Annotated in this window: 18 protein-coding genes; 13 read left to right on the forward strand and 5 right to left on the reverse strand. The window is 70.5% G+C overall.

All coding sequences use genetic code 11. The features are described 5' to 3' along the window. The 3 genes from ACWC09_RS31520 to ACWC09_RS31530 all read left to right on the forward strand — a co-directional run. On the forward strand, window positions 1-156 hold a 156-nt coding region (locus tag ACWC09_RS31520), incomplete at its 5' end, for an ABC transporter ATP-binding protein (protein ID WP_450854383.1). After that, a complete protein-coding gene (locus tag ACWC09_RS31525; protein WP_450854315.1) occupies window positions 153-1151 on the forward strand; it encodes a Gfo/Idh/MocA family oxidoreductase in 999 nt (332 codons plus the stop codon). The genes ACWC09_RS31520 and ACWC09_RS31525, both read left to right, overlap by 4 nt. A gap of 2 nt (window positions 1152-1153) precedes the next feature. Next, on the forward strand, window positions 1154-2224 hold the full coding sequence (locus ACWC09_RS31530) for a Gfo/Idh/MocA family protein (RefSeq protein WP_450854316.1): 1071 nt from the start codon (window positions 1154-1156) through the stop codon (window positions 2222-2224). A 7-nt stretch (window positions 2225-2231) separates the two neighbouring features. On the opposite strand, the gene ACWC09_RS31535 is transcribed toward ACWC09_RS31530, so the two are convergent. After that, on the reverse strand, window positions 2232-3227 hold the full coding sequence (locus tag ACWC09_RS31535) for a LacI family DNA-binding transcriptional regulator (RefSeq protein WP_450854384.1): 996 nt from the start codon (window positions 3225-3227) through the stop codon (window positions 2232-2234). 228 nt (window positions 3228-3455) lie between these two features. On the opposite strand from ACWC09_RS31535, the gene iolC reads away from it, so the two are divergent. From iolC to ACWC09_RS31580, 9 genes are read left to right on the forward strand one after another with little or no spacing between them, the layout of a single operon-like run. After that, window positions 3456-4430 carry a 5-dehydro-2-deoxygluconokinase gene (gene iolC / locus ACWC09_RS31540; RefSeq protein WP_450854317.1) on the forward strand — a complete coding sequence of 325 codons (975 nt, stop codon included), beginning with the start codon at window positions 3456-3458 and terminating at the stop codon, window positions 4428-4430. Window positions 4431-4437: 7 nt separating this feature from the next. Then, window positions 4438-5307 (forward strand): Cgl0159 family (beta/alpha)8-fold protein, encoded by an 870-nt coding sequence (locus ACWC09_RS31545; protein WP_450854385.1) that lies wholly within the window; start codon window positions 4438-4440, stop codon window positions 5305-5307. Continuing rightward, complete coding sequence (gene iolB, locus ACWC09_RS31550; RefSeq protein ID WP_450854318.1) at window positions 5304-6185, forward strand: 5-deoxy-glucuronate isomerase; 882 nt, start codon at window positions 5304-5306, stop codon at window positions 6183-6185. Before ACWC09_RS31545 ends, iolB begins: the two co-directional genes overlap by 4 nt. After that, window positions 6185-8068: a 3D-(3,5/4)-trihydroxycyclohexane-1,2-dione acylhydrolase (decyclizing) gene (gene iolD / locus ACWC09_RS31555; RefSeq protein WP_450854319.1), complete on the forward strand. Its 1884-nt coding sequence runs from the start codon at window positions 6185-6187 to the stop codon at window positions 8066-8068. Before iolB ends, iolD begins: the two co-directional genes overlap by 1 nt. Before the next feature lie 29 nt (window positions 8069-8097). Next, window positions 8098-9600, forward strand: a complete 1503-nt coding sequence (locus tag ACWC09_RS31560; RefSeq protein WP_450854320.1) for a CoA-acylating methylmalonate-semialdehyde dehydrogenase — start codon at window positions 8098-8100, stop codon at window positions 9598-9600. Window positions 9601-9629: 29 nt separating this feature from the next. Continuing rightward, window positions 9630-10592 (forward strand): TIM barrel protein, encoded by a 963-nt coding sequence (locus ACWC09_RS31565; protein WP_450854321.1) that lies wholly within the window; start codon window positions 9630-9632, stop codon window positions 10590-10592. 9 nt (window positions 10593-10601) lie between these two features. Beyond that, a complete protein-coding gene (locus ACWC09_RS31570) occupies window positions 10602-12029 on the forward strand; it encodes a sugar porter family MFS transporter (protein ID WP_450854322.1) in 1428 nt (475 codons plus the stop codon). A gap of 29 nt (window positions 12030-12058) precedes the next feature. Continuing rightward, window positions 12059-13075 (forward strand): Gfo/Idh/MocA family oxidoreductase, encoded by a 1017-nt coding sequence (locus ACWC09_RS31575; RefSeq protein ID WP_450854323.1) that lies wholly within the window; start codon window positions 12059-12061, stop codon window positions 13073-13075. After that, window positions 13072-13938, forward strand: coding sequence for a sugar phosphate isomerase/epimerase family protein (locus ACWC09_RS31580; RefSeq protein WP_450854324.1), 867 nt, complete (start codon window positions 13072-13074; stop codon window positions 13936-13938). Before ACWC09_RS31575 ends, ACWC09_RS31580 begins: the two co-directional genes overlap by 4 nt. 128 nt (window positions 13939-14066) lie before the next feature. On the opposite strand, the gene ACWC09_RS31585 is transcribed toward ACWC09_RS31580, so the two are convergent. Next, complete coding sequence (locus ACWC09_RS31585; RefSeq protein ID WP_450854325.1) at window positions 14067-15317, reverse strand: extracellular solute-binding protein; 1251 nt, start codon at window positions 15315-15317, stop codon at window positions 14067-14069. 229 nt (window positions 15318-15546) lie between these two features. Between ACWC09_RS31585 and ACWC09_RS31590 the strand changes: the two genes are divergently transcribed. Continuing rightward, window positions 15547-15762: a dodecin gene (locus ACWC09_RS31590; RefSeq protein ID WP_450854326.1), complete on the forward strand. Its 216-nt coding sequence runs from the start codon at window positions 15547-15549 to the stop codon at window positions 15760-15762. 9 nt (window positions 15763-15771) lie between these two features. Here the strand turns inward: ACWC09_RS31590 and ACWC09_RS31595 are convergent, their stop codons facing one another. The 3 genes from ACWC09_RS31595 to ACWC09_RS31605 form a co-directional block, all read right to left on the reverse strand. Beyond that, entirely contained in the window at window positions 15772-16263 is a 492-nt protein-coding gene (locus ACWC09_RS31595) for a phosphatase domain-containing protein (RefSeq protein ID WP_450854327.1), read from the reverse strand. A gap of 103 nt (window positions 16264-16366) precedes the next feature. Continuing rightward, window positions 16367-17512: an RNA polymerase sigma factor gene (locus ACWC09_RS31600; RefSeq protein ID WP_450854328.1), complete on the reverse strand. Its 1146-nt coding sequence runs from the start codon at window positions 17510-17512 to the stop codon at window positions 16367-16369. Continuing rightward, window positions 17505-17927: a YciI family protein gene (locus ACWC09_RS31605; protein ID WP_450854329.1), complete on the reverse strand. Its 423-nt coding sequence runs from the start codon at window positions 17925-17927 to the stop codon at window positions 17505-17507. Before ACWC09_RS31605 ends, ACWC09_RS31600 begins: the two co-directional genes overlap by 8 nt. Window positions 17928-18007 lie beyond the last annotated feature (80 nt).

An 18007-nucleotide genomic window follows, 5' to 3' on the forward strand; every position in this document is an offset into this window, starting at 1 on the left:
GAGGTCAGCCTCGAAGAGCTCACCAACCACATGGCCGGCGGCGCCGAACTCGCCGCGCTCAAGCACGAGTTGTCCCAGGTCCGCGGCGTCGACGTGGACGAGCTCCCCGAGGCGGAAGACCTCACCGCACCCGTCGCGGCCACGGGCGAGGCATGAGCACCGTACGCATCGGCGTGATCGGCGCCGGCAACATGGGCGCCGATCATGTGAAGACCCTGCACCACCATGTCTCCGGCGCCCTGGTCACCATGGTCGCCGACGTCGACGAGGGACGGGCGGCCGGCGTGGCCGGTGCCCTCCCGGGCGTACGGGCCGGCGGCGACCCGTACGCCGTGATCGCCGACCCGGAGGTGGACGCCGTGGTCGTCGCCTCGCACGACGCCACGCATGCCGACCTGTCCATCGCGGCCGTGGAGGCCGGAAAGCCGGTGCTGTGCGAGAAACCTCTCGCCCCGACTCTCGACGCATGCGTCCGTGTCGTACGGGAGGAGCGGGAAGCGGGCCGGCGGCTGATCTCGCTGGGTTTCATGCGCCGCTTCGACCCGGCCTACGTGGAGCTGCGGGAGGCTCTGGCCGCCGGGGTCTGCGGGGCGCCGCTGCTGCTGCACTGTGTCAGCCGAGGGGTGTCCTCCGCGCCCGGGGCGACCGACGAGTTCAGCATCACCGGGTCGGCGATCCATGAGTTCGACACCGTGCCGTGGCTGCTCAACTCCCCGGTCACCGAGGTCAGTTGGCATGCCCCACGCTCCACGTCGACGGCGACCGGGCTGCGGGACCCGCACCTGATGCTGCTGCGCACCGCCGACGGTGTGCTGACCACCGTCGAGGTGTTCCTCAACGCCGGGTACGGCTACGACGTCCGCTGCGAAGTCGTCGGCGAGCAGGGCACGTTGGCGCTCACCAACCCCGCCCGCCTGGTCACCGACTCGGCCCGTACCCGCTCCCTCGGCTATCCGGTCGACTGGCGCCCCCGGTTCGCCGACGCCTATCGCCTGGAACTCCAGGCCTGGACCGACGCCGTGGCCACCGGGAGCCCGCCGACCCTGGCCACGGCGCACGACGGCCTGGTGGCGAACGCGGTGGCCGAGGCCGTCATCGCGTCCATGAAGAACGGGGGCCGGACCGTCGCCGTCCAGGTCCCGGAGGTCTGAGCATGCCCGCCTTCCCCACCGCCCTGCCCGCCCCGCGCACCCCGAACCCGAGGGACGCCCCCGCACTGCGCTGGGGCGTGCTGGGCACCGGCTGGATCGCCGAACGCTTCGTACGCTCCGTGCAGCGCCACACCCGCCAGCGCTTCACGGCCGTCGCCTCCCGCGACGCGCCCCGCGCCAAGGACTTCGCGGACCGCCACGGCATCCCCACCTCCTATGGCTCCTACGAGGAGTTGGCCGCGGCGGCGGACGTGGACGTCGTCTACGTCGCCACCGAGCACACCGCCCATCTGGCCTGCGCCCGGATCGCCCTCGAAGGCGGCAAGCACACGCTGGTGGAGAAGCCGCTCGCCCTCAACGCCGACCAGGCCGCGGAGATCGCCCAACTGGCGGCGGAACGCTGCCTGTTCTGCGCGGAGGCCCTGTGGACCTTCTTCCTCCCCAGGTTCGACGTCGTCCGCCAGATCCTCGACTCCGGCGTCCTCGGCGACGTCCGCACGGTCCTCGCCGACCACGGCGAGCACTTCACCGCCGGGCACCGCATCCTCCGCCCCGACCTGGCGGGCGGCCCGCTCCTCGACCTGGGCACCTATCCCGTCGCCTTCGCCGTCTCGGTCCTGGGCGCACCGGTGGACGTATTGGCCTCCGCCCAGCCGCATCCGGCGGGCGTCAACGGCCAGACCTCCGCCCTCCTCCGGGACGCCGACGGCAACCAGGCCATCGTCCACACCACGCTCCTCAGCGACACGCCCACCGCGGCGACGATCGCCGGCACCCACGCCACACTGAGCCTGCCGGGCCCCTTCTACCAGCCCGGCGACATCGTCCTCACCCTGGCGGGAAACGGCACCCGACTGACGTACACCGAACCGCACGTCGCCCACGAGGCCCTGCACTTCGAGGCGGCGGAGGTGGCGCGATGCATCACCGAAGGCCGACTCCAGTCGCCGCTCCGTCCACTGGACGACTCCGTGACCACACTGCGGGTGATGGACGAGATCCGGCGGCAGTGCGGCATCGTCTTTCGAGGGGAGGGTACCGCGGCGGAACAGCGCGTTTCCGGGACCGCCTGACGCCCGCTCAGCCCGTCGGCGGCGGTGCGCTGGTCCCCCGTACCACCAGCTTCGGCTCCACCACGGCCTCCCGCGGCTCGCGCTGGGGGTCCTCCAGGCGTTCCACCGCGAACCGCACCGCGTGCTCGGCCATGAGTCCCGCGTCCTGGCGCACGGTGGTCAGACCGATCGGCATGAGGTGGGAGAGATGGCTGTCGTCGTAACCGACCACGGACAGATCGCGCGGGACCTCTACGCCCGCCCGGGTCAGGGACATCAACAGGCCCATCGCACTACGGTCGTTTCCGGCCAGGACCGCCGTCGGCAGCGGCCGCCCCTCCTCGCGCTCCGCCAGCAGAAGACGACCGGTCTCGATGCCGGACTGCTCCGTGTGCTCACCCGGGAGGACCCGCTCCTCGGCCTCCAGCCCGTGCCGGCGCATCGCGGCCCGGTAGGCGCGCCGCCGCTCGGCCGAGCCCGGGCCACGGCCGCCGTCGATGTGCACGATCCTGCGGTGCCCCAACTCGACGAGGTGGTCCATCGCCTGTCGTACGCCCTTGCCCTCGGCGGAGTGCACGAAGTCCACGTGCGCGTGCGCGACACGTCGGCTGACGGAGACGGCGGCCGTACGGCGTCCCAGCTCCTCGAGGAAGGAGGGCTCGGCGAAGGAGCCGAGCAGGATCACCGCTTCGCAGCGGTGGCTGAGCAGCGCCTCCACGGCCTTCTCCTCGCTGCGGCCCGAGGTGGCGCCGGAGAGCAGGACCTCGTAGCCGAGGCGCTCGGCCTCAGGGTAGATGCCCTCGATGAGGTTGGTGTGGAAGGTCTGCTGCACGGTGAACATCACGCCGAGCGTGCGGCTGCGGCCGCGCGCCAGCAGCCGGGCCGCGCTGTCGGGTTTGTAGCCGATCTCGTCGGCGACCCGCAGCACCCGCTGCCGGGTCCCCTCGCTCGCGCCCGGCTGATTGCGGAACACGATCGAGACAAGCGCCCGCGAGACGCCCGCCTTCTCGGCGACGTCCGCCATCGTGGGCCGCTGCTTGCCCGATGCATCCACCGTGAACCCACCCTCCGATGCCGCCCACCCTAGCGGTGATCTCGAAATCTTCCGGCAACAGGCTATTGACATGACATTTGGACTGGAGTCATCGTACTCGGACTAGAGCGCGCTAGTAGAGCGCGACAGAAGGTCTTCCGAGACAGTCCGAATCCAAGACAGCTCCCCGGAGTCTCCGGAGCGAAGGGAACCAGCGTTATGCCGTTCGAAGTGCTGACCATCGGCCGTGTGGGGGTGGATGTGTATCCGCTCCAGACGGGGGTGGGGCTGGCGGAGGTCACGTCGTTCGGCAAGTACCTGGGCGGGAGTCCGACGAATGTGGCGGTGGCTGCGGCGCGGTACGGGCACTCCGCCGCCGTGGTCACCAAGACCGGGCGGGATCCGTTCGGGGAGTTCGTGCGCACAGCGTTGCGTGGCTACGGCGTCGACGACCGGTTCGTCGGTACGTCGGAGATCGCGCCGACGCCGGTGACGTTCTGTGAGATCTTTCCGCCGGACGACTTCCCGCTGTACTTCTACCGGCTGCCGAAGGCTCCCGACCTGGACATCCGTCCGGATGAGCTGGATCTGGGCGCGGTGCGGGACGCGACGGTCTTGTGGGTGACGGGGACCGGGCTGAGTGAGGAGCCGAGCCGGTCGGCGACGCTGGCCGCGCTGGCGCACCGGGCGAAGGCCGGGCCGACGGTGTTCGATCTGGACTGGCGGCCGATGTTCTGGGCCGACCCCGCCCAGGCGCGCGAGTTTTATGCGAAGGCACTGCGTCATACGACGGTCGCGGTCGGCAATCTCGACGAGTGCGAGGTGGCGACCGGGGAGCGTGAGCCGTATGCGGCTGCGAAGGCGCTGCTGGCCGCGGGTGTGGAGCTGGCGGTGGTGAAGCAGGGCCCGAGGGGTGTGCTGGCCATGGACCGCGACGGTTCGACGGCCGAGATCCCGCCGGTTGCGGTGGATGTGGTCAACGGGCTGGGTGCCGGGGACGCGTTCGGGGGCGCGCTGTGTCATGGGCTGCTGTCCGGCTGGGACACCGCCCGCACGGTCTCCTTCGCCAATGCGGCCGGGGCGATCGTGGCCGGGCGGCTGGCCTGCTCGGATGCGATGCCGACCGAGGCCGAGGTGGACACCAAGCTCCGCGCCGCGGTCCTCGCCGCCGCCTCCTGCGAACGAAAGGCGTGACGCCGTGCTGTCCGAGAACGTGAGCCGGATCGTGAACGCCCGGGTGGGCGACCCCGGCGCGATCGCCGCCGCTGCCGCCCGCCGGGTCAAGGCCGCCTCCCTGCTGGGCGAGCACGGCAAGGCGATGATCATCGCCGCGGACCATCCGGCGCGGGGCGCGAACGGCGTGGGCGGCGACCCCCATGCCATGGCCGACCGGTTCGAGCTGCTGGACCGGCTGTGCATCGCGCTGGAACGCCCCGGTGTGACCGGGGTGCTGGGCACCGCCGACATCCTGGAAGACCTCCTGCTGCTCGGCGTCCTGGACGGCAAGAGTGTGTTCGGGTCGATGAACCGGGCCGGGCTCGCCGGGTCGGTGTTCGAGATCGACGACCGGTTCACCGGCTACGACGCCGAAACCATCGCGGCGATGGGCTTCGACGGCGGGAAGATGCTCACCCGCATCGCCCTGGGTGATCCCGCCACCCCGTCCGTGCTGGAGAACACCGCCCGCGCCGTGGACGAGCTCAACGACCGGCGGCTGATCGCGATGGTCGAGCCGTTCCTGTCGACCTGGCAGGACGGGAAGATCCGCAACGACCTGTCCACCGACGCCGTCGTCAAGTCCATCACCATCGCCTCCGGGCTCGGCCGGCGCACCGCCTACACCTGGCTGAAGCTGCCGGTGGTGGACGGCATGGAGCGCGTCCTCGCGGCGTCGACGCTGCCGGCGCTGCTGCTGGGCGGCGAAGTCACCGACCCCGAGGCCGCCTTCGCCTCGTGGGGCAGGGCGCTGCGGCAGCCGACCGCGCAGGGCCTGGTCGTGGGCCGCTCCCTGCTCTACCCCGCGGGCGGCGACGTCGCCGGCGCGGTCGACAAGGCGGTGAGCCTGCTGTGACGTCGACGAGCAAGTACCACCTGCCCAAGGGCAGTTCGGCCGACGGCCCCTACGACCTGGCGGTGACGCCGGAGTCGGCGGGCTGGGGATACTCCGGCCTGAGGATCCTGACCCTCAAGCCGGGCGAGGCACACGCCCTGTCCACCGAAGACTGCGAGTTCCTCGTTCTGCCGCTTTCCGGCGGTTGCACCGTCACCGTCGGCGGGCAAAGCTTCGACCTCGCCGGCCGGACAGGCGTGTTCGCCTCGGTCACCGACTTCGCCTACCTCCCACGCGAGTCGCAGGCCCTGATCAGCAGCGCGCACGGAGGGACATTCGCGCTGCCCTCCGCCCGTACCGAGCAGGGAGGTCACTCGGCTCGGTACGGGCGGGCCCAGGACGTGCCGGTCGAGCTGCGGGGCGCCGGGGCCTGTTCCCGGCAGGTGAACAACTACTGCCTGCCCGGCACCTTCGACGCCGAGCAGCTCCTGGTGTGCGAGGTCCTCACGCCCGGCGGGAACTGGTCGTCGTATCCGCCGCACAAGCACGACCAGGCCCGCCCGGGCGTCGAGTCGGAGCTGGAGGAGATCTACTACTTCGAGGTCTCCGGCGGCGAGCAGGGTTTCGGCTATCAGCGGGTCTACGGGACGCCCGAGCGGCCGATCGATGTGCTGGCCGAGGTGCGTTCCGGGGACGCGGTGCTGATCCCGCACGGCTGGCACGGGCCCTCCATCGCCGCCCCCGGCTACGACCTGTACTACCTCAACGTCATGGCCGGCCCCGGACAAGAGCGTGCCTGGCTGATCTGCGACGACCCCGCCCACGGCTGGGTGCGTTCGACCTGGGACACGCAAGACATCGATGACCGGCTGCCGTTCGGCGCCGAGGAGAACGAGTAATGGAAACGATCCGGCTGACCACCGCTCAGGCCCTGGTGCGCTTCCTCGCCAACCAGTACAGCGAACGCGACGGCCAGGAACAACGCCTCATCCCCGGCGTGTGGGGCATCTTCGGCCACGGCAACGTCGCCGGCATCGGACAGGCATTGCTGCAGGCCGCGGTGACGCACGAGGCGGACCTGCCCTACTACCTGGCCCGCAACGAGCAGGGCATGGTGCATGCGTCGGTGGCGTTCGCGAAGATGCGCGACCGGCTGGCCGCCTTCGCCTGCACCGCCTCCACCGGCCCCGGCTCCACCAACATGATCACCGGCGCGGCCCTGGCCACCACCAACCGGCTGCCGGTCCTGCTGCTGCCCTCCGACATGTTCGCCACCCGCGCCGCCGACCCGGTGCTGCAGCAGCTGGAGGACACCCGCGGCGGGGACGTCACCGTCAACGACGCCTTCCGCGCCGTATCCAAGTACTTCGACCGCATCTCGCGGCCCGAGCAGCTCATCCCGGCCGCCCTTGCGGCCATGCGGGTGCTGACCGACCCGGTCGAGACAGGTGCCGTCACCCTCGCGCTGCCGCAGGACGTGCAGGCCGAGGCGTACGACTGGCCGGTGTCGTTCTTCCGGCGGCGGGTGTGGCACGTGGGCCGCCCGGTGCCGGAGGCGGCCGCCGTCGAGCGGGCCGCCCGTCTGCTGCGCAATGCCCGCAAGCCGCTGATCGTGGCGGGCGGCGGGGCCGTCTACTCCGGCGCCGAGACCGTGCTGCGGGCGTTCGCCGAAGCCATCGGGATCCCGGTCGCCGACACCCACGCCGGCAAGGGCGCCGTCCCCTGGGACCACCCCTACGCCGTCGGCGGCATCGGCTCCACCGGCTCGTATGCCGCCAACGAACTCGCCCGCGAGGCGGACGTGGTGCTCGGCATCGGCACCCGCTACTCGGATTTCACCACCGCCAGCCACACCGTCTTCGGCAATCCGGACGTCACCTTCGTCAACCTCAACGTGGCCCGCCTGGACGCCGTCAAACACTCGGCGGAGCCGGTGGTCGCCGACGCCCGGCTCGGCATCCAGGCCCTCGCCGGAGCGCTGGACGGCTGGGAGGTCGAGGAGACCTACCGCCTTCACATCCGCCAGCTGATCGCCCGGACGCGGCAGATCGAGGACGAGTGCTTTGCTCCCGAGCGGAACACCGGTGATCTGCCCGCCCAGACGCAGATCCTCGGCGCCCTGAACGAGGTCCTCGACGACCGTGACGTGGTCATCAACGCGGCCGGCTCCATGCCCGGCGACCTGCAGCAGCTGTGGCGCGCCAGAGACCCGAAGGCTTACCACGTCGAATACGCCTATTCCTGCATGGGATATGAGGTCGCCGCCGGTGCCGGTGCCAAGATGGCCGACCCGACCCGCGAGGTCGTCGTGCTGGTCGGCGACGGCTCGTATCTGATGATGGCCCAGGAGATCGTCACCATGGTCTCCGAGGGACTGAAGGTCATCATCGTGCTGGTCCAGAACCACGGCTTCGCGTCGATCGGTTCGCTGTCGGAGTCACTCGGCAGCCAGCGCTTCGGCACCAAGTACCGCTACCGCGACGGCGATTCGGGCCTCCTCGACGGCGACATCCTCCCCGTCGACCTCGCCGCCAACGCCTCCTCCCTCGGCGCGGACGTCCTGCACGCCACGTCGGTGGAGGAGTTCCGGGCGGCGATGGACAAGGCCAAGGCCGCGACCCGGACGACGGTCGTGCACGTCGAGACCGACCTCTACGGCCCCAACCCGCCCGGCCACGGCTGGTGGGACGTCCCGGTCAGTGAAGTCTCCGCCCTGGAGAGCACCCGCACCGCACACGAGACGTACTCCGCGAACAAGCGCGCCCAGCGGCACTACCTGTAACTCCCGTACCCGCAAAGGAAACCCGCACCGTGACCACCATCCAGCACTGGATCAACGGCGCTCCCGTCCAGGGCACCGCCACCGCCACCCAGCCGGTCTTCAATCCGGCCACCGGCACCGAACAGGCCCGCGTCGTCCTCGGCGGCCCCACCGACGTGGACACCGCCGTGCACGCCGCCACCACCGCCTTCGAAACCTGGTCCGAGTCCTCACTGACCCAGCGCACCCAGGTCATGTTCACCTTCCGCCAACTCCTCGTCGACCACGAGGAAGAACTCGGCCGGATCATCTCCGCCGAACACGGCAAGACCATCGACGACGCCCGCGGCGAAATCACCCGCGGCCGCGAAGTCGTCGAATACGCCTGCGGGCTGGGCGACGTGCTCAAGGGCTCCTTCTCCGACCAGGTCTCCCGCGGCGTCGACGTCCACAACTTCCGCCAGCCCCTCGGCGTCGTCGCCGGCATCACCCCCTTCAACTTCCCCGCCATGGTCCCCCTGTGGATGCACCCCATCGCCATCGCCACCGGCAACACCTTCATCCTCAAGCCATCCGAACGCGACCCCTCGGCAGCCAACTTCGTCGCCGCCCTCTACCAGAAGGCCGGCCTGCCCGACGGCGTGTTCAACGTCGTGCACGGCGGCAAGGACGCCGTCGACGCCATCCTCACCCACCCCGGCATCCAGGCCGTCTCCTTCGTCGGCTCGACACCGATCGCCAAGTACGTCCACGAACAGGCCACCGCCCACGGCAAACGCGTCCAGGCCCTCGGCGGCGCCAAGAACCACGCCGTCGTCCTCCCGGACGCGGACCTGGAGTTCGCCGCCAACCACATCACCGCCGGCGCCTACGGCTCCGCCGGCGAACGCTGCATGGCCGTCTCCGTCGCCGTCGCCGTCGGCGACGCCGCCGACCGCCTGGTCCAGATCCTGGAACGCAAAGCGAACGAGATCAAGGTCGGCCCCGGCAACCAGCCCGGCACCGACATGGGCCCCCTGGTCACCAAGGCCGCCCAGGAACGCGTCGAAAACGCCGTCGGCACCGCACAGGCACAGGGCGCCACCGTCGTCGTCGACGGCCGCGGCCTCAAGCTCGACGACCCCACCTACGCCGACGGCTTCTTCACCGGCCCCTCCCTCCTCGACCACGTCACCACCGCCATGGACGCCTACCAACAAGAGCTGTTCGGCCCGGTCCTCGCCATCGTCCGCGCCGACACCCTCGACGAGGCGATCGCCCTGATCAACGCCAACCCCTACGGCAACGGCACCGCCCTGTTCACCACCTCCGGCGAAGCCGCCCGCCGATTCCAGCGCAACATCCACATCGGCATGATCGGCATCAACGTCCCCGTCCCCGTCCCCATGTCCTACTACTCCTTCGGCGGCTGGAAGGACTCCCTCATCGGCGACCACCCCATCCACGGCCCCGAAGGCATCCGCTTCTACACCCGCCCCAAGGTCGTCACCACCCGCTGGCCCCAGCCCACCCAGCAAGTCACCGCCGGCTTCAACTTCCCCACCTCCAACTGACGATCCCTCAACTCCCCAAAGGACACGTCATGGCAACGGCGCCAACCCCCCTCCGCACCACCGCCGGCAACCTCTGCCTCGGCTCCGCCCCCGACTCCTGGGGCGTCTGGTTCCCCGAGGACGAGCACCAGGTGTCGTACACCCGCTTCCTCGACGAGCTGGCCGAAGCCGGCTACAGGTGGCTGGAGCTGGGCCCCTACGGCTACCTCCCCACCGACCCGCAGCGCCTCAAGGCGGAGCTGGACGCACGCGGTCTCCAGGTCTCCGGCGGCACCGCCTTCGGCGCCCTGCACCGGCCCGAGGCCTGGGACGACATGCTCGCCCACGTCCGCCAGGTCGCCACCCTCACCGCCGCCGCCGGCGCCCACCACCTCGTCCTCATCCCGCCCATGTACCGCGACGAGAAGACCGGCGACTTCACCGAGTCCCCCGAGCTCACCGCCGAACAGTGGGCGGGCTTCGGCAAGGCCGCCGACCGGCTGGGCACATTGCTGCTCGACGAGTACGACGTACGCCTCGTCATCCACCCCCACGCCGACAGCCACATCCAGACGCAGCCGGAGATCGAGCGGCTGCTGAACGAGTCCGACTCCCGGTACACCAACCTCTGCCTGGACACCGGACACGTGGCCTACGGCGGCGGCGACAACCTCGACCTCATCCGTCGCTTCGGCGAGCGTGTCGGCTACGTCCACATCAAGCAGATGGACCCCGAGATCCTCGCCCAAGTCGCCGCCGAGAAGCTGTCGTTCGGCGAGGCCGTCAAGCGCGGGGTGTGCGTGTCACCGCCCGCCGGTGTGCCCAAGCCCGCCGACGTCATCACCGAACTCGCCCGCCTCGAAGCCGAGTTGTTCGTGATCGTCGAGCAGGACCTGTACCCGTGCGCGCCCGACGTGCCCCTCCCCATCGCCGTCAACACCCGCGAACACCTGGCCGGCTGCGGCCTCGCCGGCACCCGACGCCCCGTCATCAGCCCCGTCATCAACGGCTAGGAGGCAGCCATGGACGTCAGGGACGAGACGACCACGGCCCCTGCCACCGCGGTCACCGACCACGCCCCTCCGGCCGTCTCCCGACGGCTGCGGCTCATCACCGTCATCGCCACCTTCGGCGGGCTCCTCTTCGGCTACGACACCGGTGTCATCAACGGCGCCCTGCCTTACATGACCGACGACCTCGGTCTGACCGCGGTCACCGAGGGCATGGTCACCAGCTCGCTGCTGCTGGGCGCCGCGCTGGGCGCGATCACCGGCGGGCGGTTGTCGGATGCGCGTGGACGGCGTCGTACGATCCTCACCCTCGCCGTGGTGTTCTTCATCGGTGCGCTCGGCTGCACGCTCGCGCCGAACACCGCCGTCATGGTCGTCGCCCGGTTCGTGCTCGGTCTCGCGGTCGGTGGGACCTCGGTGACGGTGCCCGTGTATCTCGCGGAGGTCTCCCCCGCCGAGCGGCGCGGTGCGCTGGTCACCCGTAATGAACTGATGATCGTGAGCGGGCAGTTGCTCGCCTTCACCTCCAACGCGATCATCGCCCAGGTCGGCGGTGAGTCGGGCGGCATCTGGCGCTACATGCTCGTCATCGCCACCATTCCGGCCGTCGTGCTCTGGTTCGGCATGCTGGTCATGCCGGAGAGTCCGCGCTGGCTGGCATCGCAGACCCGTTTCGGTGAGGCGCTGGAGGTGCTGAAGCAGGTCCGGTCGCGGCAGCGGGCCGAGGCCGAGCTGGCCGAGGTGTCCGCGCTCGCCGTGAAGGAGGAGCAGGAGAAGCTGGGCGGCTGGCAGGACATGAAGGCCACGCCGTGGCTGCGCAAGCTGATGTTCGTCGGCTTCGGCATCGCGATCGTGCAGCAGATCACCGGTGTCAACACGATCATGTACTACGGCACCCAGATCCTCACCGACGCCGGCTTCGCCTCCGACAGCGCGCTGACCGCCAACATCGCCAACGGAGTCATCTCGGTGCTCGCCACCTTCGTCGGCATCTGGCTGCTGGGCCGCGTCAACCGCCGACCGATGCTGATGACCGGTCAGATCGGCACCACGGCCGCCCTGTTGCTGATCGGTGTGTTCTCTCTGGTGCTGCCTTCCGGCGACGGGCGGGCGTTCGCGGTGCTCGCGATGACCGTCACCTTCCTCGCCTTCCAGCAGGGCGCCATCTCGCCGGTGACCTGGCTGATGCTCTCGGAGATCTTCCCGATGCGCATGCGCGGGTTCGGGATGGGCATCGCGGCGGTGGTGCTGTGGCTGACGAACTTCGCGATCGGTCTGGTCTTCCCGTCGCTCGTCTCGGCGATCGGGATCTCCAACACCTTCTTCCTGTTCGTGGTGGCGGGGATCCTCTCGCTCACCTTCGTGAAGCTCTACGTCCCCGAGACCAAGGGCCGCACCCTCGAAACCCTCGAAGCCGAACTCCGGGCCCGCTTCTCCTGATCCCCTCTCAACCCCCGTAAGGAATGACCATGACTGTACGTGTAGGCGTGATCGGCGCCGGCTGGATCGGCAAGGAGCACATCCGGCGCCTCACCGACGTCGTCACCGGCGCCCGGGTCACCGCGGTCACCGACATCGACCCGGCCCGTGCCGAGGAGGCCGCGGCGCCGGTCGGTGCGCGGGTGCTGTCCGACGGCGCGGCCGTGGTCGCGGCGGACGACGTGGACGCCGTCCTCGTGACCTCCTGGGGGCCGACCCATGCCGAGCACGTGCTGAACGCGATAGCCGCCGGCAAGCCGGTGTTCTGCGAGAAGCCGCTGGCGACGACCGCCGAGGACTGCCTGAGGATCGTCGAGGCGGAGGTGGCGCACGGCCGCCGTCTGGTCCAGGTCGGGTTCATGCGCCGCTACGACGCCGGCTACCGGCAGATGAAGCAGCTGATCGACGCCGGTCGCATCGGCGAGCCGCTGATCGTGCACTGCGCGCACCGCAACCCGACCGTCCCGGAGTCGTACACCTCCTCGATGGCGGCGCTGGACACGGCGGTGCACGAGGTGGATGTGCTGCGCTGGCTGCTGGACGACGAGATCGTCTCCACGCAGGTGGTCACCCCGCGCGCCACCGGCAAGCGGTTCGAGCACCTCAAGGACCCGCAGATCATGCTCTTCGAGACCGCGAAGGGAGTCCGGATCGATCTGGAGGTCTTCGTCAACTGCCAGTACGGCTACGACATCCAGTGCGAAGCCGTCGGCGAGGAGGGCCTCGTCCGGCTGCCCGACCCGGCTTCGGTCGGACTGCGTACCGCGGGGCAGCACAGCACCGAGGTGCTCACGGACTGGGTGGGCCGTTTCGCGGACGCCTTCGACACCGAGTTCCGTGACTGGATCGCCAACCTGGCCGCCGGCGACGAGCCCACCGGGCCCTCGGCCTGGGACGGTTACGCGGCGACCGTCATCACCAGCGCGACGGTCGAGGCCCTGGAGTCGGGCCGTGTCGTCGCCACCGACCTCAAGCCCCGCCCCGCGTTCTACGGAGGTGCCGCGTGAAGATCGCCCTCGACCCGTACATGTTCCGTGCCCTGTCCATCGACGACATGGTGCGTACGGTCGCCGAACTCGGCTACGAGTACATCGAGTTGTCGCCCCGTGACGACTTCATGCCGTTCTTCCTGCACCCGCGTGCGGACGACGAACGCGTCGCGGAGCTGAAGTACTCCCTGCGCGCACACGGGGTGAAGCTGTCCTCCGTGCTTCCGCTGTACAAGTGGTCGTCGCCGGACGAGACGGAGCGGCAGGCCGCCGTGCGCTACTGGAAGCGGATGATCGAGATCACCGCCGATCTCGAATGTCCGCTGATGAACAGCGAGTTCAACGGCCGTCCCGAGCGGGCCGCGGAGAGCGAGGCCGCGTTCTGGCGTTCGCTGGAGGAGCTGCTGCCGCTGTTCGAGCGGGAGGGCATCGCGCTGAACCTGGAGGCCCACCCGGACGACTTCTGCGAGGAGAACACCCCCGCCGTCGACCTGGTCCGCGCGATCAACAAGCCCTGGGTGAACTACCTCTACTGCGCCCCGCACTCCTTCCACCTGTCCGGTGCGGACCCGACCGCCGACATCGCGGCGATGATGCGCTACGCGGGCGACAAGCTCCAACATGTGCACATCGCGGACTCCTTCAACCACAAGGGCTCCAGCGGCCTGCGCTACATCCTCAACCCGCCCGGCACCCCGGCCCGGATCCACCAGCACCTGGACATCGGTCAGGGCGAGGTCGACTGGGACGCCTTCTTCGGCACCCTGCGTGCCCTGAACTTCGACGGCGTCGCGACGGCCTGCGTCTTCGCGTGGGAGGAACGGGCCCGCGAGTCCTCGGCGTTCATGCTCGACCGCATCACCAAGGAGCTCGCCTCGTAGCACGCGTGCTCCCCTGATCGAAGGCCCCGTGGCAAGGCACCCCCACGGGGCCTTCTGCTGTCGCGTCAGGCGGTCGCACTCCTCGGTGGCGCTCTCGTGACTGCCTTGGAGGAAGGCGTGGATCGCCGTCAGTCCAGGCGGTTCAGCAGGTCCGTGATGCGCCGGGAGGCCCGACGGGCCTCGGTCGCCAGGTCCGCCCCCGTGAGTACCTTGGTCATGTACTCCTTGATCGGGTTGTCGGCCTCGACGGCGCCCCACTGGGGCGTGGCCGGGGTGGCCCGCCCTCGCGCCGCCCCCGCGGCCATGGCCGCGACTCCCTCCTCGCCCGCGACGGCCTTCGCGAGGGACTTCCTGTTGGGGACGTAGTTCATGGTCCGGGCCAGTGCGGTGTCCCACCGGGCGCCGGTGAGCGCGGCGACCACGGCGACGGCGCCGTCCCGGTCGCGGGTGTTGTTCGGTACGACGAGGTCGGAGCCGCCCGTGAAGACGGCGCCGGGGCGACTCGCGCTCCTGCCGGGTACCGGGAAGAAGCCGAGCTTGCCCTCCAGGTCGGGGTTCTGCTGGACGACCGCCCGCGCGAGCCCCGGTACGGCGACGATCTGCGCCACCCGTCCCTTCGCGAACACCCCTGCCTGCGGCGGGTGTTCCTCGTCGGCGCGGACCGGTCCGTCGCCGAGGGCCTGCAGGTGCCGGTAGAAGTCCATGCCGCGCAGGGCGGCCGGCGTGTCCAGCGTCCCCCGCCAGCCGTCCGTCTCACTGTTGCTCGCGAGGTCGCCGCCCTCGTCCCAGATGAAGCCGGCGAGCGTGTACCAGTCCTGTCCGGCGAGGTAGATCCCCTGGTTTCCGCCGGAGTTGAGCTTCTGGGTGGCGGTGAGCCACTCTGCGCGGGTGCGGGGCGGGGTCTTGATGCCGGCCCGTGCGAAGAGGTCCTTGCGGTGGATGACGACGCGGTTGGCCGCGTACCAGGGGATGCCGTACTGGTGGGCCACCTGGCTGCCGGGTTCGGCGAGGCCGGGCAGCCAGTCGTGGCCGCCCCAGCGCAGCGCCTCCAGCGTCAGATCGAGCAGCCGGTCCCCCTCGACGTACTGCGGGACCTGGGTGTTGCCGACCTCGATGACGTCGGGTCCGTCCCCGGGGTCGGCGCCGAGGGCGGCCTGCACCTTCTCCCCGATGCCGGTCCACTGCTGGATGCGGATGTCGAGTCTGAGGTCCTGGTGCTCGCGTTCGAAGGATGCGGTGAAGCGCCGTAGGAAATCGTGCGAGGCGCTGTCCTTCATCAGCCACACGGTCACCGTGCGGCGGTCGGCCCGGGGCGACAGGAGCCCGCAGGCGCCGACGAGACCGGCCGGGGCCAGGGCGAGGAGGTGGCGACGTCTCACGAGGGGTCCAGTTCTGTCTGATGGACAGGGCGAGGGGCCCGACGTGGGGGGACGAGCGCGGGGCTCGTACGGGTGTGCCGGATTTTGGTATGGACCAATGCCGGTGGTCAAGGGGCGGCGGGCCACCGGTCGGACGTCTCGCGCTCCGTCGCAGCTTGGGGCACGGTGGAGTGACGCGTGACACACGTGACGTTCCGGTCATCACGGCCGTACGGAGAGGAGCACCCGCATGACGAACCACACCTACCGGGTCACGGAGATCGTCGGCACTTCCCCCGACGGTGTCGACCAGGCCATCCGCAACGGCATCTCGCGCGCCTCTCAGACTCTCCACAACCTGGACTGGTTCGAGGTGACGCAGGTGCGCGGTCAGATCGAGGAGGGTCGGATCGCGCACTGGCAGGTCGGCCTGAAGGTGGGCTTCCGGCTGGACGAGTCGGACTGACGGGCGCCCTCAGGTCCGCCCCTCGCCCTCCTGCGCCTCCTCCAGCGCGGCGGAGGGGGCGGTCCACCGTGCCCGTACCACGGTGAAGCCCGCCCGCTGGGCGTCGTCGCAGACCAGCTCGTCGTCGTCCACGAGCACCCGGACGTCCCGTGTCCGCGCCAGGCGTTTCAGGATCTCCAGCTTGGTGCGGCGGGCGGGCCTGCGGTCGTCGTTGCGCCGCATGTGGACACGCCCCTCGGGCAGTCCCTGCGCGCTCAGCCACTCCAGTGTGTCGCGTCGACAGCGCTCGGGCCGCCCGGTGAGGTAGACGATCTCGCACTCCTTCGCGCTCTCCAGCACCAGCGCGATGCCCTCCGCGAGCGGCGGATCGTGGGGCGCGGCGGCGAAGAAGGCGTCCCAGTCGCGCGGCTTGCGCTCCAGGAACCGCTGGCGGTGGGCCGTGTCGGCCAGGGTGTTGTCCAGGTCGAACACGGCGACGGGGCGTGCACTGCTGTCGGTCACACCCCCACCCTAAGCAGGGCCGTGCTGGACCGACGTCACGCCGTCCGGGCAAGTCAGCAGCACGGGAGGGTGGTTCGACGGCGAGGAGTCGAAGCGCGACCCGTCAGCGACGGCGATGAGCGTTGAGGCGGGCGGCCTGGCGGGTCAGGTGGTCCCTCTCGGCGAGGTTGGGGGCCTGCTGGGCCGCCTCCGCGTAGAGCCGCGCCGCCGTCGTCAGGTCGCCGTCGCGCTCGTGGAGGTAGGCCCCCACCGCGGTGTGGCGGGGCAGTGAGTCGTCCAGCTCCGCGAGCGCGGCCAGGCCGGCACGCGGTCCGTCGGCCTCGCCGACGGCGACCGCGCGGTTGAGCCGGACGACCGGGCTGTCGGTCAGGCGCGCGAGTTCGTCGTACCACTCGACGATCTGCACCCAGTCGGTCTCCTCGGCGGTGGGCGCGTCGGCGTGCAGGGCGGCGATGGCGGCCTGGGCCTGGAACTCGCCCAGCCGGTCTCGGGCGAGGGCCGCCTGCAGAATCTCCACGCCCTCGGCGATCGCCTTGGTGTCCCACCGGCTTCGGTCCTGCTCGGCGAGCGGCACCAGGCTGCCGTCGGGCGCGGTGCGGGCGGCGCGTCGGGCGTGGTGGAGCAGCATGAGGGCGAGCAGCCCGGCCACCTCAGGGTGGTCGATCGCGGCGGCGAGTTGCCGGGTGAGCCGGATGGCCTCGGCGGCGAGGTCGACATCGCCGGAGTAGCCCTCGTTGAAGACCAGGTAGAGGACGCGGAGGACGGTGGCCACGTCGCCGGGTTGGTCGAACCGCACGTCGGAGACGGTGCGCTTGGCCCTGCTGATGCGCTGGGCCATGGTCGCCTCGGGCACCAGGTAGGCCTGGGCGATCTGCCGGGTGGTCAGCCCGCCGATGGCGCGCAGGGTGAGCGCGACGGCGGACGACGGCGTCAGGGAGGGATGGGCGCAGAGGAAGTAGAGCTGGAGCGTGTCGTCGACGGCCGACGCGGGCCCGGGCGCGGGCTCCTCGTCCACGAGGTCCTCGCGCCGGCGGCGGGCGGCGGCCGCACGGGTCGCGTCGAGGAACTTGCGCCAGGCCACGGTGACCAGCCAGCCCTTCGCGTCCCGCGGCGGGTCGGCCGGCCAGACGCGGACCGCCTCGACCAGGGCGTCCTGTACGGCGTCCTCGGCCGCCGCGAAGTCGGCTCCGCGGCGGACGAGGACAGCGAGCACGCCCGGTGTGAGGCTTCTCAGCAGGACCTCATCCATGGATGAGGCACTCCGTGACGGTGGGCGACTCGGTCAGGAACGGGCGCAGCTCCAGCCACTCGTGGATCGGCTTCCCGCCCGCCCCGGGGGCGGCCGACAGCTCACCGGCCAGCTCGACGGCGCGCTCGTAGCTGTCGACGTCGATGATCATCCAGCCGGCGATGACGTCCTTGGTCTCGGCGAACGGGCCGTCGGTGACGGGCGGGCGCCCCTCACCGTCGTACCGGACCCACTTCCCCTCGGGGGCGAGGGCCTGGCTGTCGACGAACTCGCCGGTCTTCTCCAGCCGGGCCGCGAAGTCGTTCATGTACCGCACGTGCGCGGAGATCTCCTCCGGCGTCCACTGGTCCATGGGCACGTCGTTCACCGCGGCCGGAGCCCCGCGGTAGTGCTTCAGCAACAGGTACTTGGCCATCGTGTTCTCCCGGGTGCTCGTGCGACCCATTGTGGTCGCGTTCACCCCGGGGACGGAGCCGGGCACGCGTTCTCGACATC

The organism is Streptomyces sp. NPDC001617 (genome assembly GCF_053596855.1).

Coding starts and splice junctions, on each gene's coding strand:
- ACWC09_RS31525 (WP_450854315.1), top strand. CDS start 153: ATGAGCACCGTACGCATCGGCGTGATCGGCGCCGGCAACATGGGCGCC.
- ACWC09_RS31530 (WP_450854316.1), top strand. CDS start 1,154: ATGCCCGCCTTCCCCACCGCCCTGCCCGCCCCGCGCACCCCGAACCCG.
- ACWC09_RS31535 (WP_450854384.1), bottom strand. CDS start 3,227: ATGGCGGACGTCGCCGAGAAGGCGGGCGTCTCGCGGGCGCTTGTCTCG.
- iolC (WP_450854317.1), top strand. CDS start 3,456: ATGCCGTTCGAAGTGCTGACCATCGGCCGTGTGGGGGTGGATGTGTAT.
- iolD (WP_450854319.1), top strand. CDS start 6,185: ATGGAAACGATCCGGCTGACCACCGCTCAGGCCCTGGTGCGCTTCCTC.
- ACWC09_RS31565 (WP_450854321.1), top strand. CDS start 9,630: ATGGCAACGGCGCCAACCCCCCTCCGCACCACCGCCGGCAACCTCTGC.
- ACWC09_RS31570 (WP_450854322.1), top strand. CDS start 10,602: ATGGACGTCAGGGACGAGACGACCACGGCCCCTGCCACCGCGGTCACC.
- ACWC09_RS31575 (WP_450854323.1), top strand. CDS start 12,059: ATGACTGTACGTGTAGGCGTGATCGGCGCCGGCTGGATCGGCAAGGAG.
- ACWC09_RS31590 (WP_450854326.1), top strand. CDS start 15,547: ATGACGAACCACACCTACCGGGTCACGGAGATCGTCGGCACTTCCCCC.
- ACWC09_RS31600 (WP_450854328.1), bottom strand. CDS start 17,512: ATGGATGAGGTCCTGCTGAGAAGCCTCACACCGGGCGTGCTCGCTGTC.
- ACWC09_RS31605 (WP_450854329.1), bottom strand. CDS start 17,927: ATGGCCAAGTACCTGTTGCTGAAGCACTACCGCGGGGCTCCGGCCGCG.